This is a genomic window from Streptomyces sp. YPW6 (assembly GCF_018866325.1).
GTDB lineage: Bacteria > Actinomycetota > Actinomycetes > Streptomycetales > Streptomycetaceae > Streptomyces.
Genome location: NZ_CP076457.1, coordinates 2,597,873 through 2,615,584, shown reverse-complemented (window position 1 = coordinate 2,615,584; position 17,712 = coordinate 2,597,873). Strand labels below are relative to the sequence as shown.

17 protein-coding genes are annotated in these 17,712 nt (G+C 70.9%); 11 read left to right on the top strand and 6 right to left on the bottom strand.

Annotated features, from left to right (window positions below; translation table 11 throughout):
- The first annotated feature begins 28 nt into the window (after positions 1 to 28).
- From KME66_RS11300 to hutH, 3 genes are all read left to right on the top strand, one after another.
- Positions 29 to 841: an enoyl-CoA hydratase-related protein gene (locus tag KME66_RS11300; RefSeq protein ID WP_073228826.1), complete on the top strand. Its 813-nt coding sequence runs from the start codon at positions 29 to 31 to the stop codon at positions 839 to 841.
- 103 nt (positions 842 to 944) lie between these two features.
- Positions 945 to 2,099: a diguanylate cyclase gene (locus KME66_RS11295; RefSeq protein WP_216321590.1), complete on the top strand. Its 1,155-nt coding sequence runs from the start codon at positions 945 to 947 to the stop codon at positions 2,097 to 2,099.
- A gap of 99 nt (positions 2,100 to 2,198) precedes the next feature.
- Positions 2,199 to 3,758 (top strand): histidine ammonia-lyase, encoded by a 1,560-nt coding sequence (gene hutH / locus KME66_RS11290; protein ID WP_073228821.1) that lies wholly within the window; start codon positions 2,199 to 2,201, stop codon positions 3,756 to 3,758.
- Positions 3,759 to 3,886: 128 nt separating this feature from the next.
- Here the strand turns inward: hutH and KME66_RS11285 are convergent, their stop codons facing one another.
- On the bottom strand, positions 3,887 to 4,219 hold the full coding sequence (locus KME66_RS11285) for a hypothetical protein (RefSeq protein WP_073228818.1): 333 nt from the start codon (positions 4,217 to 4,219) through the stop codon (positions 3,887 to 3,889).
- Positions 4,220 to 4,371: 152 nt separating this feature from the next.
- Here KME66_RS11285 and KME66_RS11280 point away from each other — a divergent pair, with 152 nt between their 5' ends.
- The 3 genes from KME66_RS11280 to KME66_RS11270 all read left to right on the top strand — a co-directional run bounded on the left by KME66_RS11280 (position 4,372) and on the right by KME66_RS11270 (position 6,849).
- Positions 4,372 to 4,776 carry a hypothetical protein gene (locus KME66_RS11280; RefSeq protein ID WP_216329246.1) on the top strand — a complete coding sequence of 135 codons (405 nt, stop codon included), beginning with the start codon at positions 4,372 to 4,374 and terminating at the stop codon, positions 4,774 to 4,776.
- A gap of 235 nt (positions 4,777 to 5,011) precedes the next feature.
- On the top strand, positions 5,012 to 6,280 hold the full coding sequence (locus tag KME66_RS11275; protein WP_073228814.1) for an Ig-like domain-containing protein: 1,269 nt from the start codon (positions 5,012 to 5,014) through the stop codon (positions 6,278 to 6,280).
- A 209-nt stretch (positions 6,281 to 6,489) separates the two neighbouring features.
- Entirely contained in the window at positions 6,490 to 6,849 is a 360-nt protein-coding gene (locus KME66_RS11270) for a DUF1330 domain-containing protein (RefSeq protein ID WP_073228811.1), read from the top strand.
- A gap of 42 nt (positions 6,850 to 6,891) precedes the next feature.
- On the opposite strand, the gene KME66_RS11265 is transcribed toward KME66_RS11270, so the two are convergent.
- Complete coding sequence (locus KME66_RS11265) at positions 6,892 to 7,365, bottom strand: RDD family protein (protein WP_216321585.1); 474 nt, start codon at positions 7,363 to 7,365, stop codon at positions 6,892 to 6,894.
- Between the two features lie 649 nt (positions 7,366 to 8,014).
- Between KME66_RS11265 and gdhA the strand changes: the two genes are divergently transcribed.
- Both gdhA and KME66_RS11255 read left to right on the top strand, forming a co-directional pair.
- Positions 8,015 to 9,403: an NADP-specific glutamate dehydrogenase gene (gene gdhA / locus KME66_RS11260; protein ID WP_216321583.1), complete on the top strand. Its 1,389-nt coding sequence runs from the start codon at positions 8,015 to 8,017 to the stop codon at positions 9,401 to 9,403.
- A gap of 405 nt (positions 9,404 to 9,808) precedes the next feature.
- Positions 9,809 to 10,243, top strand: a complete 435-nt coding sequence (locus KME66_RS11255; protein WP_216321581.1) for a RodZ family helix-turn-helix domain-containing protein — start codon at positions 9,809 to 9,811, stop codon at positions 10,241 to 10,243.
- A gap of 102 nt (positions 10,244 to 10,345) precedes the next feature.
- Here KME66_RS11255 and KME66_RS11250 read toward each other — a convergent pair whose 3' ends face one another.
- Positions 10,346 to 11,821, bottom strand: coding sequence for an NF041680 family putative transposase (locus KME66_RS11250; RefSeq protein WP_253208300.1), 1,476 nt, complete (start codon positions 11,819 to 11,821; stop codon positions 10,346 to 10,348).
- A 409-nt stretch (positions 11,822 to 12,230) separates the two neighbouring features.
- On the opposite strand from KME66_RS11250, the gene KME66_RS11245 reads away from it, so the two are divergent.
- Positions 12,231 to 12,749, top strand: a complete 519-nt coding sequence (locus KME66_RS11245) for a thymosin beta-4 family protein (protein ID WP_216321579.1) — start codon at positions 12,231 to 12,233, stop codon at positions 12,747 to 12,749.
- Between the two features lie 55 nt (positions 12,750 to 12,804).
- Here KME66_RS11245 and KME66_RS33890 read toward each other — a convergent pair whose 3' ends face one another.
- Both KME66_RS33890 and KME66_RS33885 read right to left on the bottom strand, forming a co-directional pair.
- Positions 12,805 to 13,107, bottom strand: coding sequence for a transposase family protein (locus tag KME66_RS33890; protein WP_253208579.1), 303 nt, complete (start codon positions 13,105 to 13,107; stop codon positions 12,805 to 12,807).
- The gene (locus KME66_RS33885; RefSeq protein ID WP_253208299.1) at positions 13,050 to 13,502 is read right to left on the bottom strand and encodes a transposase; all 453 of its coding nucleotides are present in this window, start codon (positions 13,500 to 13,502) and stop codon (positions 13,050 to 13,052) included. Before KME66_RS33885 ends, KME66_RS33890 begins: the two co-directional genes overlap by 58 nt.
- A 939-nt stretch (positions 13,503 to 14,441) precedes the next feature.
- Between KME66_RS33885 and KME66_RS11235 the strand changes: the two genes are divergently transcribed.
- On the top strand, positions 14,442 to 15,773 hold the full coding sequence (locus KME66_RS11235) for a hypothetical protein (RefSeq protein ID WP_216321564.1): 1,332 nt from the start codon (positions 14,442 to 14,444) through the stop codon (positions 15,771 to 15,773).
- Between the two features lie 557 nt (positions 15,774 to 16,330).
- On the top strand, positions 16,331 to 16,792 hold the full coding sequence (locus KME66_RS11230) for an IS5 family transposase (RefSeq protein ID WP_216321560.1): 462 nt from the start codon (positions 16,331 to 16,333) through the stop codon (positions 16,790 to 16,792).
- A 224-nt stretch (positions 16,793 to 17,016) separates the two neighbouring features.
- Here KME66_RS11230 and msrA read toward each other — a convergent pair whose 3' ends face one another.
- Entirely contained in the window at positions 17,017 to 17,682 is a 666-nt protein-coding gene (gene msrA / locus KME66_RS11225; protein ID WP_216321556.1) for a peptide-methionine (S)-S-oxide reductase MsrA, read from the bottom strand.
- Positions 17,683 to 17,712: the final 30 nt, after the last annotated feature.

Here is a 17,712-nt window from a genome sequence, read left to right as displayed (position 1 = left end):
AGCGCCGTCAACCGACAGGGGTGCAGCCATGACCGTCACGTCCGAGCAGCGGTACGGGGAGTTCGTCGTCGTACGGCGGCACGAGGGGCAGGAGCACGTCGCCGAGCTGGTCCTCGACCGCCCCAAGGCCATGAACGCCGTCTCCACCGACATGGCCCGTTCGATCGCCGCCGCCTGCGACGCGCTCGGCGCCGACCGGGACGTCCGGGCCACCGTCCTGACCTCCAGTCACGAGCGGGCCTTCTGCGTGGGCGCGGACCTCAAGGAGCGCAACTCCTTCTCCGACGCCGACCTCGTCCGTCAGCGGCCCACCGCCCGCGCCGCCTACACCGGGGTCCTGGAGCTGCCGATGCCGGTGATCGCCGCCGTGCACGGCTTCGCCCTCGGCGGCGGCTTCGAACTCGCCCTCGCCTGCGATGTGATCGTCGCCGACACCACCGCGCTCGTCGGGCTGCCCGAGGTGTCCGTGGGCGTCATCCCGGGCGGTGGCGGTACGCAGTTGCTGCCGCGCCGGGTGGGTGCGGCCCGCGCCGCCGAGCTGGTGTTCAGCGCCCGCCGCGTCGAGGCCGCCGAGGCTCGCGAACTGGGCCTGGTGGACGAGCTGGTCGAGGCGGGCCGGGACCGTGAGGAGGCCCTCGCGCTGGGCGGCCGGATCGCCGCCAACTCGCCGGTCGGGCTGCGTGCGGCCAAGAAGGCGCTCCGGCTGGGGCAGGGTCTCGATCTGCGGGCGGGCCTGGAGGTCGAGGACGCGGCCTGGCGCTCGGTGGCCTTCTCCGGCGACCGGGCGGAGGGCGTGGCCGCGTTCAACGAGAAGCGGCGCCCGGACTGGCCCGGCGAGTGACGACGCGCGTGCGTGACGCAGGGTGATCCCCTTGCGGGACATGACGGGAATTCGTTAAGCACCAAATAGATCAAAAGCGGACAAATCTACATAGGCTGTAGAAATGGGTGGTGACGACGAACGGCTGCGGGCCGTGGTTTCGCTGGCGCAGGCCATGGCCGCGGCCTACACGCCGCGCGAATCGTGGCGGGCGGCGGCGCTGGGCGCCTGCGAGGCGTTGGGCGGCAGCTTCGCCGCGCTCTCCGTCTGGGAGCGGGACCGGGGCAGGCTGCGGGTGCTGGTGAACGCGGGGCAACGGGCCGACGGGGAGGAGGAGTTCCCCGAGGAGGAGGCCTACCCGGTCCACGAGTTCCCGGAGATCACCGAGTTCCTGCACGAGCGCTGGGCCGGCGGCGGCGAGCCCGACGCCTGGGTGGAGACCGCCGACGGGCTGCCCGGCGCCGGCGGCCCGGCACGCGGCGCGCGCCCGTACTGCCATCAGCGGGTCGCCGCGCTGCGGCGGCGCGGCCGGGGCTGCTGCGTGGTCGCGCCGATCGTGCTGCACGGCCGGGCGTGGGGCGAGCTGTATGTGGCGCGGCCGGCCGGGGAGCCCGTCTTCGGCCGGGCCGACGCCGACTTCGCGACCGTGCTCGCCGCCGTCGTGGCCTCCGGGCTCGCCCAGACCGAACGCCTGGAGGAGGTCCGCAAACTGGCCTTCACCGATCCGCTGACCGGCCTCGCCAACCGCCGCGCGGTCGACATCCAGCTCGACGAGGCCGTCGAGCGGCACCGCGTCGACGACACGGTCGTCAGCCTCGTCGTCTGCGACCTGAACGGCCTCAAGGCGGTGAACGACACCCACGGCCACGCCGTCGGCGATCGTCTGCTGGAACGTTTCGGCTCCGTGCTGTCGCTGTGCGGGGCGATGCTGCCGGAGGCGCTCGCGGCCCGGCTCGGCGGTGATGAGTTCTGCCTGCTCGCGGCGGGCCCCCCGGCCGACGCGGTGGTCGCGGTCGCCACCGAGCTCTGCGACCGGGCGGCGGCGATCGAGCTGGGCGACGGGGTCGCCTGCGGGGTCGCGTCGACGGGCGACCCGATCGGGCCGGTGCACTCGGCGCGGCGGCTGTTCCGGCTCGCGGACGCCGCCCAGTACCGGGCCAAGGCCGCCCGTTCCCGAGGGCCGGTGGTGGCCGGGCGGGACGGTGACGTCATCCGGCTCGCGGACTCCCCGCCGAAGTCCCCGCACGACCGGCGCAGGCTCCGCGGCAACCGGCCGTGAGCCCGGCCGGCGCCGCATGACGCCTCGGCCGGCGTCCGTAAGGGGCCCGGTGCGGCAGCGCTAGTGACATGAAGGGTTTCAGTCCGTACGCTGCTGAATATGGATATGCACACAGTCGTGGTGGGGACGTCCGGAACCACCGCCGAGGACGTCGTCGCCGTGGCCCGCCACGGCGCCCGGGTCGAGCTCTCCGCCACCGCCGTGGACGCGCTCGCCGCCGCCCGCCTCATCGTGGACGCGCTCGCGGCCAAGCCCGAGCCGGTCTACGGCGTCTCCACCGGCTTCGGCGCCCTCGCCAGTCGCCACATCGGCCACGAGCTGCGGGCGCAGCTCCAGCGCAACATCGTCCGCTCGCACGCGGCGGGCATGGGTCCGCGCGTCGAACGCGAGGTCGTCCGCGCGCTGATGTTCCTCCGGCTCAAGACGGTCGCCTCCGGCCACACCGGCGTACGCCCCGAGGTCGCGCAGACGATGGCGGACCTGCTGAACGCCGGCATCACGCCCGTCGTCCACGAATACGGCTCGCTCGGCTGCTCCGGCGACCTCGCGCCCCTCTCGCACTGCGCGCTCACCCTGATGGGCGAGGGCGAGGCGGAGGGCCCCGACGGCACGGTCCGCCCGGCCGGCGAGCTGCTCGCCGCACACGGCATCGCCCCGGTGGAGCTGGCCGAGAAGGAGGGGCTGGCCCTCCTCAACGGCACCGACGGCATGCTCGGCATGCTGGTCATGGCCCTCGCGGACCTGAAGAATCTCTACACCTCCGCCGACATCACCGCCGCCCTCTCCCTGGAGGCACTGCTCGGCACGGACAAGGTCCTCGCCCCCGAGCTGCACGCCATCCGCCCGCACCCCGGTCAGGGCGTCAGCGCGGACAACATGCTGCGGGTGCTGGCGGGTTCAGGGCTGACGGGGCGGCACGCCGACGTCACGGGCGACGCCCCCCGGGTCCAGGACGCGTACTCGGTGCGCTGCGCCCCTCAGGTCAACGGAGCGGGCCGCGACACCCTCGACCACGCCGACGTCGTCGCGGGCCGCGAACTGGCCTCCTCCGTCGACAACCCGGTGGTCCTCCCCGACGGACGGGTCGAGTCCAACGGCAACTTCCACGGCGCACCCGTCGCGTACGTCCTGGACTTCCTCGCGATCGTCGCCGCCGACCTCGGCTCCATCTGCGAACGCCGTACCGACCGGCTGCTCGACAAGAACCGCTCCCACGGCCTGCCGCCGTTCCTCGCGGACGACGCCGGGGTCGACTCGGGGCTGATGATCGCCCAGTACACTCAGGCCGCCCTGGTCAGCGAGATGAAGCGGCTCGCGGTCCCCGCGTCCGCCGACTCCATCCCGTCCTCCGCGATGCAGGAGGACCACGTCTCCATGGGCTGGTCCGCCGCGCGCAAGCTCCGTACCGCCGTGGACAACCTGGCCCGGATCGTCGCCGTCGAGCTGTACGCGGCGACCCGCGCCGTCGAACTGCGCGCCGCCCAGGGACTCGTTCCCGCCCCCGCCTCGCAGGCCGCCGTGGCCGCGCTGCGCGCCGCCGGAGCGGAGGGCCCGGGGCCGGACCGCTTCCTCGCGCCGGACCTGGCCGCCGCCGACGCGTTCGTACGGGAAGGGCGCCTGGTCGCGGCGGTGGAGCAGGTGACCGGGCCGCTGGCCTGAGCCGGTTCCGTACGCGTACGGCGAAGGGGCCCCGCGCCGGGGGGAGCGGGGCCCCTTCGCCAGGTCCGTACCGGGTGAGCGGCGCGGGGCGGGTGCCGGTGGTGCGGCACCGGGGGGCGGGCGCCGGATCAGAACGCCGGGCGCGTCCCGGCGCCGGCGCCGCTGGGGCCCGCACCCGCCGCGGAGCGGCGCACCGAGTACGTCACGAAGCCCGCGCCGATGCCCAGCAGGGCGGTGCCGCCGATGAGGTACGGAGTGGTGTCCAGGCCTGGACCGGTGTCGGCGAGGCGGGCTCCGGAGGCGTCGTCGGCCTGGCCGGCGGTGCGGTCGGACGCGGCCGCCGGAACGCCCCGCTGCTCGGCGTTCTCCACGGTCGCGTTGGCCGACGGGACGAACCAGAGAGCGGCCAGCAGCGTGCCTGCGGCGGTGGCGGTCAGCAGTGTGCGACGAGCGACGGACACAGATTCGATCCCCTTGCGACAACCGTGAGTTAGCCCCGTGGGCCGATGCTAAGCAAAGCAGCGGGTCGGTGGAAAGTCGTGGCCCCGCCGGGCTTTACGCTCCGGCCATGAGCACAGATGAGACATCCAGGTTTGTTCGCCTTCGCGTGGAGATGGTGCTGGAGGTCACCGACCTCGACGCCCTGACCGGAACCGCCCTCGAATCGATCGCCGCCGAGTACGGGGAGCCCGTCGCCGGCGTCGGCGGGAGCGAGACCGCCGAGGAGCGGATGCATGCCGAGGCCACGGTCCGGGCAGACGGAGCAGAGGCGCTCGCCTCGCTGGTCGACCCCTTCGACCTGGTCAGCGAGGTGCCCGGGGTCGAGCTCGCCCAGGCTTCCTGGAGCAGCGAGTCCATCGAGTACGACCCCGAAGCGGAGGACTGGGACGACGTGGACGGCGGCGAGGAGGGCCTCTTCCTGCCGCAGGACGGGGACGACGAGGAGGGGTACGGCGACACGGTCGCGCACAATGGGAGGAACGACGGCGAGGACGGTGACCCCGCGCAGCGGGTGTGACGTGTGAGAACACCGGCCCCGGCCCCGCTCATCCGCGGACCGGGGCCGCGCCGTGCGGCGGAGGAAACCGGGGCCCGGCCACGGGAACCACGGCCGCCGGCACGGCGTCGATGAGTGGTGTTCCCCACATCCGTCGTGGATGTGGAACGGAGCGACCATTCCGGGTGTTCTTGGAACATTGACGGGTAATGCCGCCTGGCGGTCCCGTCCGGGGATGTTGGGGAAATCGGCGACGATGGAGAAGCGTGTGATGACGGACAGCAAGCGGCGCAGGGGCCTGGTGGCCGTGTCCGCACTGCTCGGCGGCGTTCTGGTGCTTTCGGCCTGTACCGACGACGGCGACAAGGGCGGAAAGACGAACGCCGGTAGTTCGGAGTCGTCGCAGCAGCAGGTGGACGAGGCCGCGGCGGCGGAGACGTCCGAGGCCCAGATAGCGATCAAGCCCGAGAACGGCGCGACCAACGCCAGCATCAACAACGCGGCGCAGATCACCGTGGCCAAGGGCAAGCTGACCAAGGTCGTCATGACGGCGGCGGACGGCACCCCGGTCGAGGGCACGCTGGCCGCCGACGGCTCCAGCTGGAAGCCCGCGGGCCAGCTGGAGCGTTCCACCAGGTACAAGATCGACGCCACGGCGGCCGACTCGAAGGGCCGCGAGGCCCACGAGAACAGCTCCTTCACCACCGTCTCGCCCGACAACAGCTTCATCGGGAACTTCACCCCCGAGGACGGCTCCACGGTCGGCGTCGGGATGCCCGTCTCGATCAACTTCAACAAGGAGATCACGGACAAGAAGGCCGTCCAGGACGGCATCACCGTGAGCTCCAGCAGCGGCCAGGAGGTCGTCGGCCACTGGTTCAACGGCCAGCGCCTGGACTTCCGCCCGCAGGACTACTGGCAGGGCGGCTCCACCGTCACCCTGAAGCTGGCGCTCGACGGCGTCGAGGGCGCGGACGGCGTCTTCGGTGTCCAGCAGAAGACCGTCACCTTCAAGATCGGCCGCAACCAGGTCTCCACCGTCGACGCGAAGACCAAGCAGATGACGGTCACCCGCGACGGCAAGACGATCAAGACGATCCCGATCTCCGCGGGCTCTCCCGACAACCCCACGTACAACGGTCAGATGGTGATCTCCGAGAAGCACAAGGAGACCCGGATGAACGGCGCCACCGTCGGCTTCACCGATGACGACGGCAAGGGCGAGTACGACATCAAGGACGTGCCGCACGCCATGCGCCTGTCCACGTCGGGCACCTTCATCCACGGCAACTACTGGGGCAAGGGCATCTTCGGCAACGCCAACACCAGCCACGGCTGCGTGGGCCTCGCCGACGTGAAGGGCGCGAACGACCCCAACGCCCCCGGCGCCTGGTTCTACGACAACTCGCTCGTCGGCGACGTGGTCATCGTGAAGAACTCCCCGGACAAGACGATCACCCCGGACAACGGTCTCAACGGCTGGAACATGAGCTGGGCGGAGTGGACGGCCGGTTCCCAGGCCTGATCCGCCCCGGTACGCCGGTCCCCTTCTCCGCACCACCCCCGTCCCCGCCCGAAGGCGGCGGCCCCGCAGTCCCGGGGCCGCCGCCTTCGGCGCGTCCGGGCCCGTCCACGCCGGGGCATGACCTCCGGGGTAATCGACCCGCACCGCCCCGCCCGGCAGCATCGTGGGTGTCACGAGGAGCACCCCGAACCCTGACGGAGGACCGGATCATGACCGCGTACGCCATCGCCCACCTGCGCCCCGCCGACGGCCCCGTCGAGGACGAGGTGCTGAGCTACATCGAGCGGATCCAGGCCACCATGGAGCCCTACGGAGGGCACTTCCTCGTGCACGGCGGCGAGGTGGACGTGGTGGAGGGCGCCTGGCCGGGCGCGGTGGTCGTCGTCGCCTTTCCCGGGGCGGCGGAGGCCCGCGCCTGGTACGCGTCCCCCGCCTACCAGGAGATCCTGCCGCTGCGCACCCGGCACCTCGACGGCGACGTGGTGATCGTTCCCGGCGTCGGCGCGGAGTACGACGCGTCGGCCACGGCGGCCGCGATGCGGGCGGCGCGGGACCGGACGGCCGGATAGGGCTGCCACTGCCGCCGCGAAGGCGCGGTCGCCCCGCACACGTCAGTCACCGCGTAGGACCGGCCCGTGCGCCCCTCCCCGTACCGCCGCCCGGTAGGACCGCAGGTCGCGGCGCCGCACCTGGCGCACCCCCGCGAGATCCGCGTACGGCTCGACGGGGCGGCCCACGGGGCGCTCGGGGCCCCAGACCGCCGCCGGGTCGCGCAGGAACCGGCGCCAGGGCTGGAGCGGCAGCCAGAGGAGCCCGTACAGCCAGCGCAGCACCAGCCTGCGGAAGCCCGGCCGGCCCGCGTCGGGCAGCCGGATCACCCGGACCCCCATGATCAGCTTTCCGGCGCTCGCCCGGACGGCCATGGTCAGCAGCACCTGGTTGACGAACGACAGCCCGATCAGCTGGACGACCGGCAGGGCGATCGCGCGCCCCGTCCCGCCGGATTCCAGGCAGGAGCGCACCAGCAGCCCGACGGTGAGCAGGCACAGATAGGCGTCGAGCCCGACCGCCAGATACCGGCGCATGTCCCCCGTGCCCCGGGGCAGGCGCGGCTGCCCGGCGGGCCCCGGGCCGGGGTGGGCGGACGGGCGGGCGTACGCCGGAGCGGCCGCCCGCACGGGTGGCGGGGGGCGGGGCCGGACGCGACCGGGGCGAGCCCTTACCGGCCCGGTGCGCCCCGCGCGACGCCCGTGACGCGTCGGGAGGCAGCCCAGTCCGACGCCCCCGTGGCTTGGTCATGGGGGCATCATGACTGATCGTCAGGGGAGGTGTCCTCGTTCCTGACGGGTAACAAAGCGCGGCGGTCCGTTCTTTCACCGGACCCGCACGTCCGGCGCGTGGACGCCTCGCCACGCGTGCGGAGCGGGGCGGCGACGGGGCCGGGACAGGGCCGGGGCCGGGGCCGTGACGGGGGCTCGGCCGGGACAGTGCTGCGGCGGGGCCGAGTTGGGACGGGACAGGGCTGGGACGGGACAGGGCTGGGGCTGGGCTGGGCTGGGCTCCGGCCGGGGGGATGGTCCGCCCGGGGGCCAGGTGCTGACCGAAACGCCTGATCATGGCCAGTATGTGGATGCTCCTCGAAGATCATCGAGTGGCGTTGGACAATCGGACGGTGGCGTCCCCAGGGACGGGGACGCCGACGCGCACGAGCCGATCACGGAAGGTCTTGATCAGATGCCGGTCATCCCCGACTCGCCCGACTCCGCCCGTACGCAGGACGCCGCGGCCCGCGTCATCGAGCCGCTCTACGCCGAGATCCTGCGCCGCAACCAGGGCGAGCAGGAGTTCCACCAGGCGGTCCGCGAGGTCCTGGAGACGCTCGGGCCGGTGCTGACGCAGCGCCCCGAGTTCGTCGACGCCCGCATCATCGAGCGCATATGCGAGCCGGAGCGCCAGTTGATCTTCCGGGTGCCGTGGTCGGACGACTCCGGCGACATCCACGTCAACCGCGGTTTCCGGGTGGAGTTCTCCAGTTCGCTCGGCCCCTACAAGGGCGGGCTGCGCTTCCACCCCTCGGTCAATCTCGGCATCGTGAAGTTCCTCGGCTTCGAGCAGATCTTCAAGAACGCCCTCACCGGCATGCCCATCGGCGGCGGCAAGGGCGGCGCGGACTTCGACCCCAAGGGCAGGTCCGACGCCGAGATCATGCGCTTCTGCCAGTCGTTCATGACCGAACTCCACCGTCACCTGGGGGAGTACACGGACGTGCCCGCCGGTGACATCGGCGTCGGCGGCCGGGAGATCGGCTATCTCTTCGGCCAGTACAAGCGGATCACCAACCGTTACGAGTCCGGCGTCCTCACCGGCAAGGGCCTCGGCTGGGGCGGCGCGCAGGCCCGTACGGAGGCCACCGGCTACGGCACGGTCCTGTTCACCGCCGAGATGCTGCGCAGCCGGGGCGAGTCGCTGGAGGGCCAGACCGTCGCGGTCTCCGGCTCGGGCAACGTGGCCATCTACGCCATCGAGAAGGCCCAGCAGCTCGGCGCGACCGTCATCACCTGCTCGGACTCCGGCGGTTTCGTCGTCGACGAGAAGGGCATCGACCTCGCCCTCCTCAAGGAGATCAAGGAGACCGGCCGGGGCCGGGTCGCGGAGTACGCCGAACGGCGCGGTGCCCACGCCCGGTTCGGGTCCGGTACGGGCGTGTGGTCGGTTCCCGTGGACGTGGCCCTGCCCTGTGCCACGCAGAACGAACTCCACGAGGCGGACGCGCTGGACCTCGTACGCAACGGCGTCAAGGCGGTCGCGGAGGGCGCCAACATGCCCACCACGCCGGAGGCGGTCCGGGTGCTCCAGGAGGCGGGCGTCGCCTTCGCCCCGGGCAAGGCGGCCAACGCGGGCGGGGTCGCGACGAGCGCGCTGGAGATGCAGCAGAACGCGTCGAGGGACTCGTGGAGCTTCGCCCACACCGAGGAGCGCCTCGCCGAGATCATGCGGCACATCCACGACTCCTGCCATACGACGGCGGAGCGGTACGGGAGCCCCGGCAACTACGTGGCCGGCGCGAACATCGCGGGCTTCGAGCTGGTCGCGGACGCGATGCTGGCGCAGGGGCTGATCTGACGGACACCGCTGTGATGCGGGCCGGGGGACGCGCCGGGGAGGTGCGGGCGCGGGGATGCGGGCCGAGGGCGCAGACCGGGGAGGTGCGGGCTTCGGGGATGCGGGCCGGGGAGCAGACCGGGAAGGTGCGGGCCCCGGGGATGCGGGCCGGGGCACAGACCGGGTACGTACGGGCCGCGGTGATGCAGGCCCGGGAGGCGCCGACGCCTCCCGGGCGCCCGCGTCACCGAACCGCCCCGTCCCAATCGGCCCGTCGCAGAATCGGCCCGTCACCGAACCGCCCCGTCACCGACCGCCATTTCCTCGAACACGGCCGTCCGGCACGGAACTTCGCCGACAGCAGATCCGCCCGGAGCGCAACGCCGACCCCGTGCCGCGAGTGCGCCGCGCTCCTAGGCTGGGGCGGTGACCATCCGAGCGACGAACCAGGCCGACGTGATCCCCCTGCGCCCGCTCCCGGCGGCGGCCGACCCGGCACCCCCGGCCCTGCCCCCGGAGCCGCTCTGGCGCGACCTCGTCGGTGAGGTGCTGCGCCGTGAGCGCCGGGCGCAGGGAAGGACGCTGAAGGACGTGTCCGAAGCGTCCCGGATCTCCATGGCGTACCTCTCCGAGGTGGAGCGCGGCCGCAAGGAGGCCTCCTCGGAGGTGCTGGCCGCCGCGGCACGGGCACTCGGCCTGAGCCTCGCCGACGTCCTGGCGCTGGCGGGGGAGCGGCTGGTCAGCCTCACGGCGGCCCGGACCCGGAGCCGGCCCCGGTCGCTGGGGACGGTGGGCGGGGGCCGGCCGGCCGGGACGGCCGGTCCGGCGGGCCCGATGGGCGGAGTGCTGCTGGCGGCGTGAGTGCCAGGTCTCCGTGAAGGTGGCGAGCGTCCCGCTGATCATGGCGAATCGGCTGGGCCGGTGGGCGTTACGGCTGGGCGTGCGGGTCGTTGAGCTTGTCATTTATCCAGTTCGCCGGGGTTTCGTCCCCACCTTGTGGTGGGCGGGTCGGCTGTGCGCCTCGCCGGTGGCGAGGACTCTGCCCACGTCGTGCCGGGTGGCGGGCCGGCGGTTCTTCGAGCCGGGCGGCCTTCCCGGGCCGGGCCGGGACGGTTTCGGTGCACCGGCCGGAGAGCCGGTCTTCGCGTGCAGGTTCCTGAACCCTCTGCGGACGCGGGCGGGTGTCAGTTTGTTCGGCTCGACCGGCTTCTCCCAGGGCCTGCGGAGGTCGGTGGCCAGCGGGCGCGCGAGCCGGAGCTGGGTGTAGGCGGCGATCATCAGCCAGGTCCACCGGTCGGCCGCTTCCGAGCTGCGGAGCCGGGGCTTGGTCCAGCCGAGTGTCTGCTTGAACAGGCGGAATGTGTGCTCGATGTCGAAGCGGCGGAGGAAGGACTGCCAGCAGCGGTCGACGTCCGCCTCGGTGGCACCGGTGCGCGACCACCACAGCCAGACCGGCTTGTTGACCCCGCCGCTGGGCAGCTTCTCCACGACCAGCCGGACGACGGTGCCCTCGATGAGGGGCAGCGGGCCGTCGTGGTCGAGCCACGCGGCCCGGCGGGTCAGCCGCGGGTGCAGTCGGTGCCACGCCTGCGCGGTCGCCTTCCCGTAGAGCCGGGTGTCCGTGACCGTCAGGGCCTGCTCGGCGCCCCAGGTTGCGGGGTCGCCGAAGACGAACTCTCCGCCGTGCTTGGGCGGCCGGCCGCCTTTGGGGTTGGCCAGGTGGAACTCTTCGCGGGAGGGCGTCGGACGCCGCATCACGCGATCGGACCGGAGCCGGCCGAGGATCTCGACGGGCAGGTCGTCCAGCAGGTGGGCGATGCGCGGAGCGTCGTATCCCGCGTCCAGCACGACCAGGACCTCCGGATCACCCGGCTTCCACTGACCGGCGGCGACCAGCCGCTCGACGACTTCGCGGATCTGCACGGTGGTCACCGCGGCGACGTCGGCGCCGGGCTGAAGGCGGACCGCGTCCAGCACCGCAGTCCAGGACGTGCGGCCACTCTCCAGCGCGGCCACGACCGAGTACGGCCAGCCGGGCACCATCTGATGCTTGCCCTCACCCCGCCCGAAGGTGTGGCAAAAGGCCCGGTCAGCACACGTGTTGGCGTCCGGCCGCAGCCACGGCGAGACATCTACCGCCAGCACGAGCCGACCGTCCGCCGCCCTCGGCAACAGCACCCCGGCCAGGGCACGACGCAGCCGGGCGACATCGATCCGCCCCTGGTTGAGCCCCCCGTACAGAGCTCCATGACCACGGCGGTGTTCCGGCGCAAGCGCGAGATCGACCAACGTCCGTACCGGCCCGTCCGTGCACAGCAGCGCGTCGCACAACTCGAACAACGCGTCGCCCCGCGCGGTCAGACACGAGTACAGCTCCGACCGGAAGTGTGACACTTCCGCGAACGCATCCCGCAGGACGCCCTGATGCACCAAACTCACGACCACGGCCTTCGTGCTGATCCACTCTGTGACGGAGCACAGGATCAGACGAAGGCCGCCTACGTGTCCGCTGAACTGCGAAAACGCCGATCAAGTTCGAGCCGCGTTCGACGCCGGACCATAAATGACAAGTTGAGAGCCTGTTTCTGAACCCTCGGACGTGAGGGCTCGGTACCAAACGGGGTCCGACCGCATTCCGGTCGGACCCCATTTAGTGCTTCGTCACCAGCCGTCTTTTCGTTACCGGCCGTGCGATGGCGCAGGACGTCCCTGATCGCTCAAATAGCTCGGTGGGTTGCGGGGTATGGGGTGATTACCCCCCCGATCCATCAAGAGTGATGGTGTGCTGGCGGTCCGTCATGGGAAGATCCAGGCGCGTCGGCAACGAGCCGGCCAGTAAGGAGCACCCATGTCCGAGACCACGCCCAATTCAGATGGCCCCACCGAGGATCGGTCGGAAGTCGCGTCGTTCGATCACTCGAAGCTGAAGCATGTGGAGACTGAGGAGAAAAACCCTCTCCCCACGGCCGCGATGCTTGGTGAAGAGCTGATGCCGGATCGGTCAGAAGTCGCGTCGTTCGATCCCTCGAAGCTGAAGCATGTGGAGACTGAGGAGAAGAGCCCTCTCCCCACGCCCGCGACGCTTGGTGAAGAGCTGATGCCGGATCGGTCAGAAGTCGCGTCGTTCGATCCCTCGAAGCTGAAGCATGTGGGGACCGAGGAGAAAAACCCTCTCCCCACGGCCGCGATGCTTGGTGAAGAGCTGAGGCCGGATCGGTCAGGAGTCGCGTCGTTCGATGACTCGAAGCTGAAGCATGTGGGGACCGAGGAGTACAGCCCTCTCCCCACGGCCGCGACGCTTGGTGAAGAGCTGAGCCCGGCTCCGCTGCCCACTGACGCTACTGCCGTGCACGGCACCGACGGCTAACGAGCTCGTGCACGGTAGGCGGTGAGACGTCGAGGCTGTCGGCCGGCCCCGGTGTTCACCTCTGCCGTGTCGACGTCAGGTCCGCGGTCTGCTGATGGGACAGCAGGCCGGCGACGGCTTGGACGGTGTCGCTCATGGGCTCGCGGCGGCCGAGGTGGCGGGCCAGGGCACGCCAGTTCTTCAGATGGGCGATGCCGTGCTCGACCCGGATCCGTCTTGAGGAGTGTGCCTTGCGCTGGCGTTCGTACATCTCCTCGTACCAGTCCGGGGGGTTCTTCTTGAACTTGCGGTGCGGTGGTGTCACCACCCGGCCGCCGACCTGCGCGCCGAGCCCCTGGTAGCCGGCATCGGCGAGAATCTCTCGACCGCGGGCCCGTCGGCCAAGAGCTTGACCAGCCCTAGTCGGCGGGCGTGAGTGATGTCCGCGCAGCTTGCGGGTCGTGCTGGGCTGCACCACAGCACGCGGCCTTCGGCCTCCGTGACCACCATGGACTTGACGGCGTTCTGCTTGTTCTTGCCGGAGATGAACTTGTCGCGGTCCTTCCGTCCGGCGGCCGGCCGACGGACGCGGATCTCGGTGCCGTCGATGATGCCGGTCGTTCCGCTCGCGCCGAGGTGGTCGACGACGTCAGCCAGAGTTCTCAGCCGCACGTCGGGGCTGGCCGTGCAGCCTCGCTCGGCGAGCAGGGGCCGCACCTCGCCGACGGCACGGGTGATGGTGGAGCGGTCCACGCCGAACCAGCGGGCCAGCACGTCGTGGGTGACCCCGTGACGAAGATGGACGAGCGTGCCAGTAGCCGATCGACAAACACCAGCCGGTGCTTTGCGCCAGCGCCCACGGCCTGCTTCCGTGGCCGCGAGGCGAGCCGGGCCTGGTGACGCTCTTGCCACAACGGGCCGATCTCCTCGACGAGTTCAGCAATCACTCCCACGGCCAGGCCCGTGATCCGCCGATTACTGATGATCGCCGCACGCGTTGAGTTCCCCACCACAAGACCATGATCGAGGATCAGGAGCTCGACGTCTCACCGCCTACCGTGCACGAGTACGTCAGGGCGCCCACGCCAAGCAAGCCTCCGGGCACCATCGCGCCAGGCGCAGTAATGAGGGCGTACAGGGAGAGGGTGAATACAACGGTCTGCACCCACACGATCCCCGCCGCTGCGATTACAGAAGAGGAACCAGATCGGGCAACGTTTTCTGGCTGGAGTGCGAGGGTGCTAGAAGATGTTCGAAAAGTTCGGCGGAGAGTCCAGAATGTTTAGCGGAAGGTTCAGAAGTGATCGAATCAGGTCCGGCGTCACCAGCTCAAGCATCGTTTGAACCACGGTGTCCATCATTTCGGCCTCCTGGTTACAGCCAGCCCCTGCGGTCGATGAGATGTGATCGAAGAGTGTGAACCGGCTACATGGCGGAGAAGTAGCCAGAAGTCTGCCCGGAGAAACGGTATTCACCCAGATCGGGTATCCCGCCCGCAGGCACAGCACGGCTGTCCCGCAAAGGGGTGGCTCTGTTCACGACTTCGGGTTCTGGCTCTGAGACTGTTACGGCTAGGACTTGTCCGGACGATCAAGATGCCGCCTCCTCAAGGTGCGAGGCAGGAGGCGACCGGGTGCTTCCAGTGACGAAGCGTGGCCGGATATGTAACCCAGTGAAGCCGGTCAAGCACTCAGTGTCGTGATACTTGGTGTCATGACCAGTTACCCCGAAGGCAACTTCACCATCGTCAACAACGAGACTGGCCGGGCCCTGCGCGTGCGGCTGGGAAAGACCAAGGACGTCAGTCAGCACCATGCGGGCACGGTCTACCTCCAGTACGTGACCGAGAAGCCCTTCTTGCAGCTGGGCGAGGCCGACAACAGCCCCGCCACCGTCTGGTGGCACAACACGAGCCACGAGGACTCCCGGCAGATCACCAGTTACGCGGTCGGCGAGTACCAGAACATCGGCGACTACTGCGTGTGGATGGACGCCTCCACGAACGGCCAAGACGTCTTCGACGCCAGGGCGGCGTTCGAGAACCGGCTCAACGATTTGCCTGCCGATGTGCACGGCCGCCTCGCCCCACTGATTCCCGCCGAGTGGGCGGCCCTGCGGGCGCGCCAGCGTGCCGATCGCGCCGAGAGCGCGTGGTTCCAGAAGCAGGAGGCGTTCCGCGCCTTGGGGGACGCCGAGCAGGAGGCGTGGGCAGAGCAGGACAGCCCGCCCAGCCCTGAGGACCTCGCCGCGCTGCGCAGCTACCGGTACGCGGTCGCGGAGGGGGCCGCGCCCTATCTGGGGGTGATGAATGACGTCGTGAAGGCATTCGGGACCTCGGACCCGGCGGAGCTTGCTGTCCTGTTCGCGACCGAGCCGGAACGCCTCGATACCAGTCGGCGGGACGCGCTGTCGCTGCTGTCCCCGGAGGAACGGGAGGGTGCGCTCGGCATCGACTGGGCGACCCTGAATCGTCTGGACGCCGACTCCCGTGCCTCGAAGGTGGAGGCTCGCACCAGGGAACTGCTGCCCGCGGTCAAGGAGCGCCGCGCCGCTGCGGCCCTGGCCGCCCATCCGATGGAGGACTTGCGTAAGTGGCACTACTACTGCGCCTTCCGCAAGGCGTACGGGGACGAGGTCGTCATCCGCTTCGCCGACAACAAGGACGCCACTAGGGACAAGCGCATTGTCGCCGGGCTGGACGCCTACGTGGCGGCGGCGGCCAAGGAGGGCATCGTCCCGCCGGTCATCGCCTCCAACGCGACCACACGGATGCACGGCTGTGGAGTCGGCCGGGGCGAGGGCAGCACCTGCGGGTGGGCCTACGACGGCACCTACATCTACGGCGCCGACAGCAAGACCGTGCCCTCCGAGCGCACGTACTGGACCGACGAGGACGGCTACCTCGTGGGCAAGCCCAAGGGCGGCCCGGGCCAGACATGGTCGATCAAGCCGTGGACGCCCACCAAGCCCCCCGAGGGGATCAGCCGCACCGACATCGCCCTCACCGGCCTCTTCGGACCGATCGGCCGCGCCCTCGGCCTCTGACCGGCGCGGCGGCGACGTCCGGCCGGCACAGCACGCACGGTGCTGACCGGAGCTTGCGGTCAGTGCTCGGCAGCGCCCGGGCCTGTGCCGAGCCGACGCCGGCTCGGCACCCGCAGGCCGGCAGCCTCGGCCCTGTATGACAACTGCTCGCGCCCATGGAGTGATCAACACCGGGGAAAGCCTGTCCCGGAGCCCGGGCTCGCCGCCAACTTCCGGCGGACGTGGGCGTCCCATCATGGAAAGGACTCACCTTGACCAACCCAGCCGCCCGACGCCGAGCCCCTTGGTACGACGGCTCCGGCAAGCAACCCGGCACCTATGTCCATCCGCATGACCCCAGCCGGTTCATCACCCTTGATGCAGGCCTGGAGGCCTGGGAGTAGGACTGCCCGCCGGACGAGAACAGCCCCACCGGTCGGATGATCTACGGCCCAGCCCTTGACCGCACCGTGCCCTGCAACGAGGCCGAGCACGCCGGGCTTTTCACAGACGAGAGCCGGGACCACTAGGACCTGCCCGACTGACCATGAGACCGTCGCCTTGCTCGTTGGTCGGACATGGGGCGGGGAGATCTCACGGATGCCGAGTGGGAGAGGCTGCGGCCGTTCCTGCCGGTCACTAACAGGCGTTGTGGCCGGTGGCGGGACCATCGGCAGGTGATCGACGGGATTCTGCGCCGGGTGCGGACCGGTGCGCAGTGGCGGGATCTGCCCGAGCGGTTCGGCCCCTGGAAGACGGTCAACGAGCGCCACCGGCTGTGGTCGGCCGACGGGGCCCGGGAGCGTCTGCTCCAGCACGTCCAAGCGGAAGCGGACGCGGTCGGCGACATCGACTGGGACATCTCCGTCGACTCCACCATTGTCCGGGCCCACCAGCACGCGGCCGGCGCCCGCACCGACCCGCCATCGGCCCTCACCTCAAAGGGGGCTGGGCAAACACCAGGACGAGACCCCGTGGCAGAGCCACATCGCCCGCCTGGTGGAAGTAGTGGCGGAGGCGAGGGACTGGGCCGCTCATAGCCATAGCAGTCTCAACGACCCGCACGCCCAGCCGTAACGCCCACCGGCCCAGTCGATTCGCCATGATCGGCGGGACGCTCGCCACCTTCACCGAGACCTGACAGTGAGCCACGGGTGGCCGCGTGCTGCCCGTCCGGGAGCCGGGCCGGGCCGCGTGCTGCCTGATCCGGGAGCCGGGCCGGGCCGCGTCGTGCCCGCGGCCCGGCCCGGCGCCGAACTCCTGCTCAGCCCTCGGCCGGGGCCACGCCGACCGGGCAGGAGACGCCCGTGCCGCCGATGCCGCAGTAGCCGCCCGGGTTCTTGTCCAGGTACTGCTGGTGGTACGCCTCCGCCGGCCAGAACGGTCGGTCCTCGGCCGGGAGGATCTCCGTGGTGATCTCCTGGTGGCCCGAGGCCGTCAGGACCTTCTGGTACGCCGCACGGGAGGCCTCGGCCGCCGCCGCCTGGGCGGGGGAGTGGGTGTAGATCGCGGAGCGGTACTGGGTGCCCACGTCGTTGCCCTGGCGGAAGCCCTGGGTCGGGTTGTGCGACTCCCAGAACAGCTTCAGCAGCTTCTCGTACGACACGACGGCCGGGTCGAAGACGACGCGCACCGCCTCCGTGTGGCCGGTCAGGCCCGAGCAGGCCTCCTCGTACGTGGGGTTCTCCGTGTAGCCGCCCTGGTAGCCGACCAGCGTCGTCCACACGCCTTCCGTCTGCCAGAACTTTCGCTCCGCGCCCCAGAAGCAGCCCAGAGCGAAGTCCGCCACCTCCAGGCCCTCCGGGTACGGGCCCACCAGCGGGTTGCCGAGGACCGTGTGGCGGGAGGGGACGCTGAACTCGGGGACGGGGCGGCCGCGCAGGGCCTGCTCCGGGGTGGGGAGCACGGGGGTGCGGTGGTTCAGGAACATGCGGAGCTCCTCCGGGGGGTCGGGGTTCGG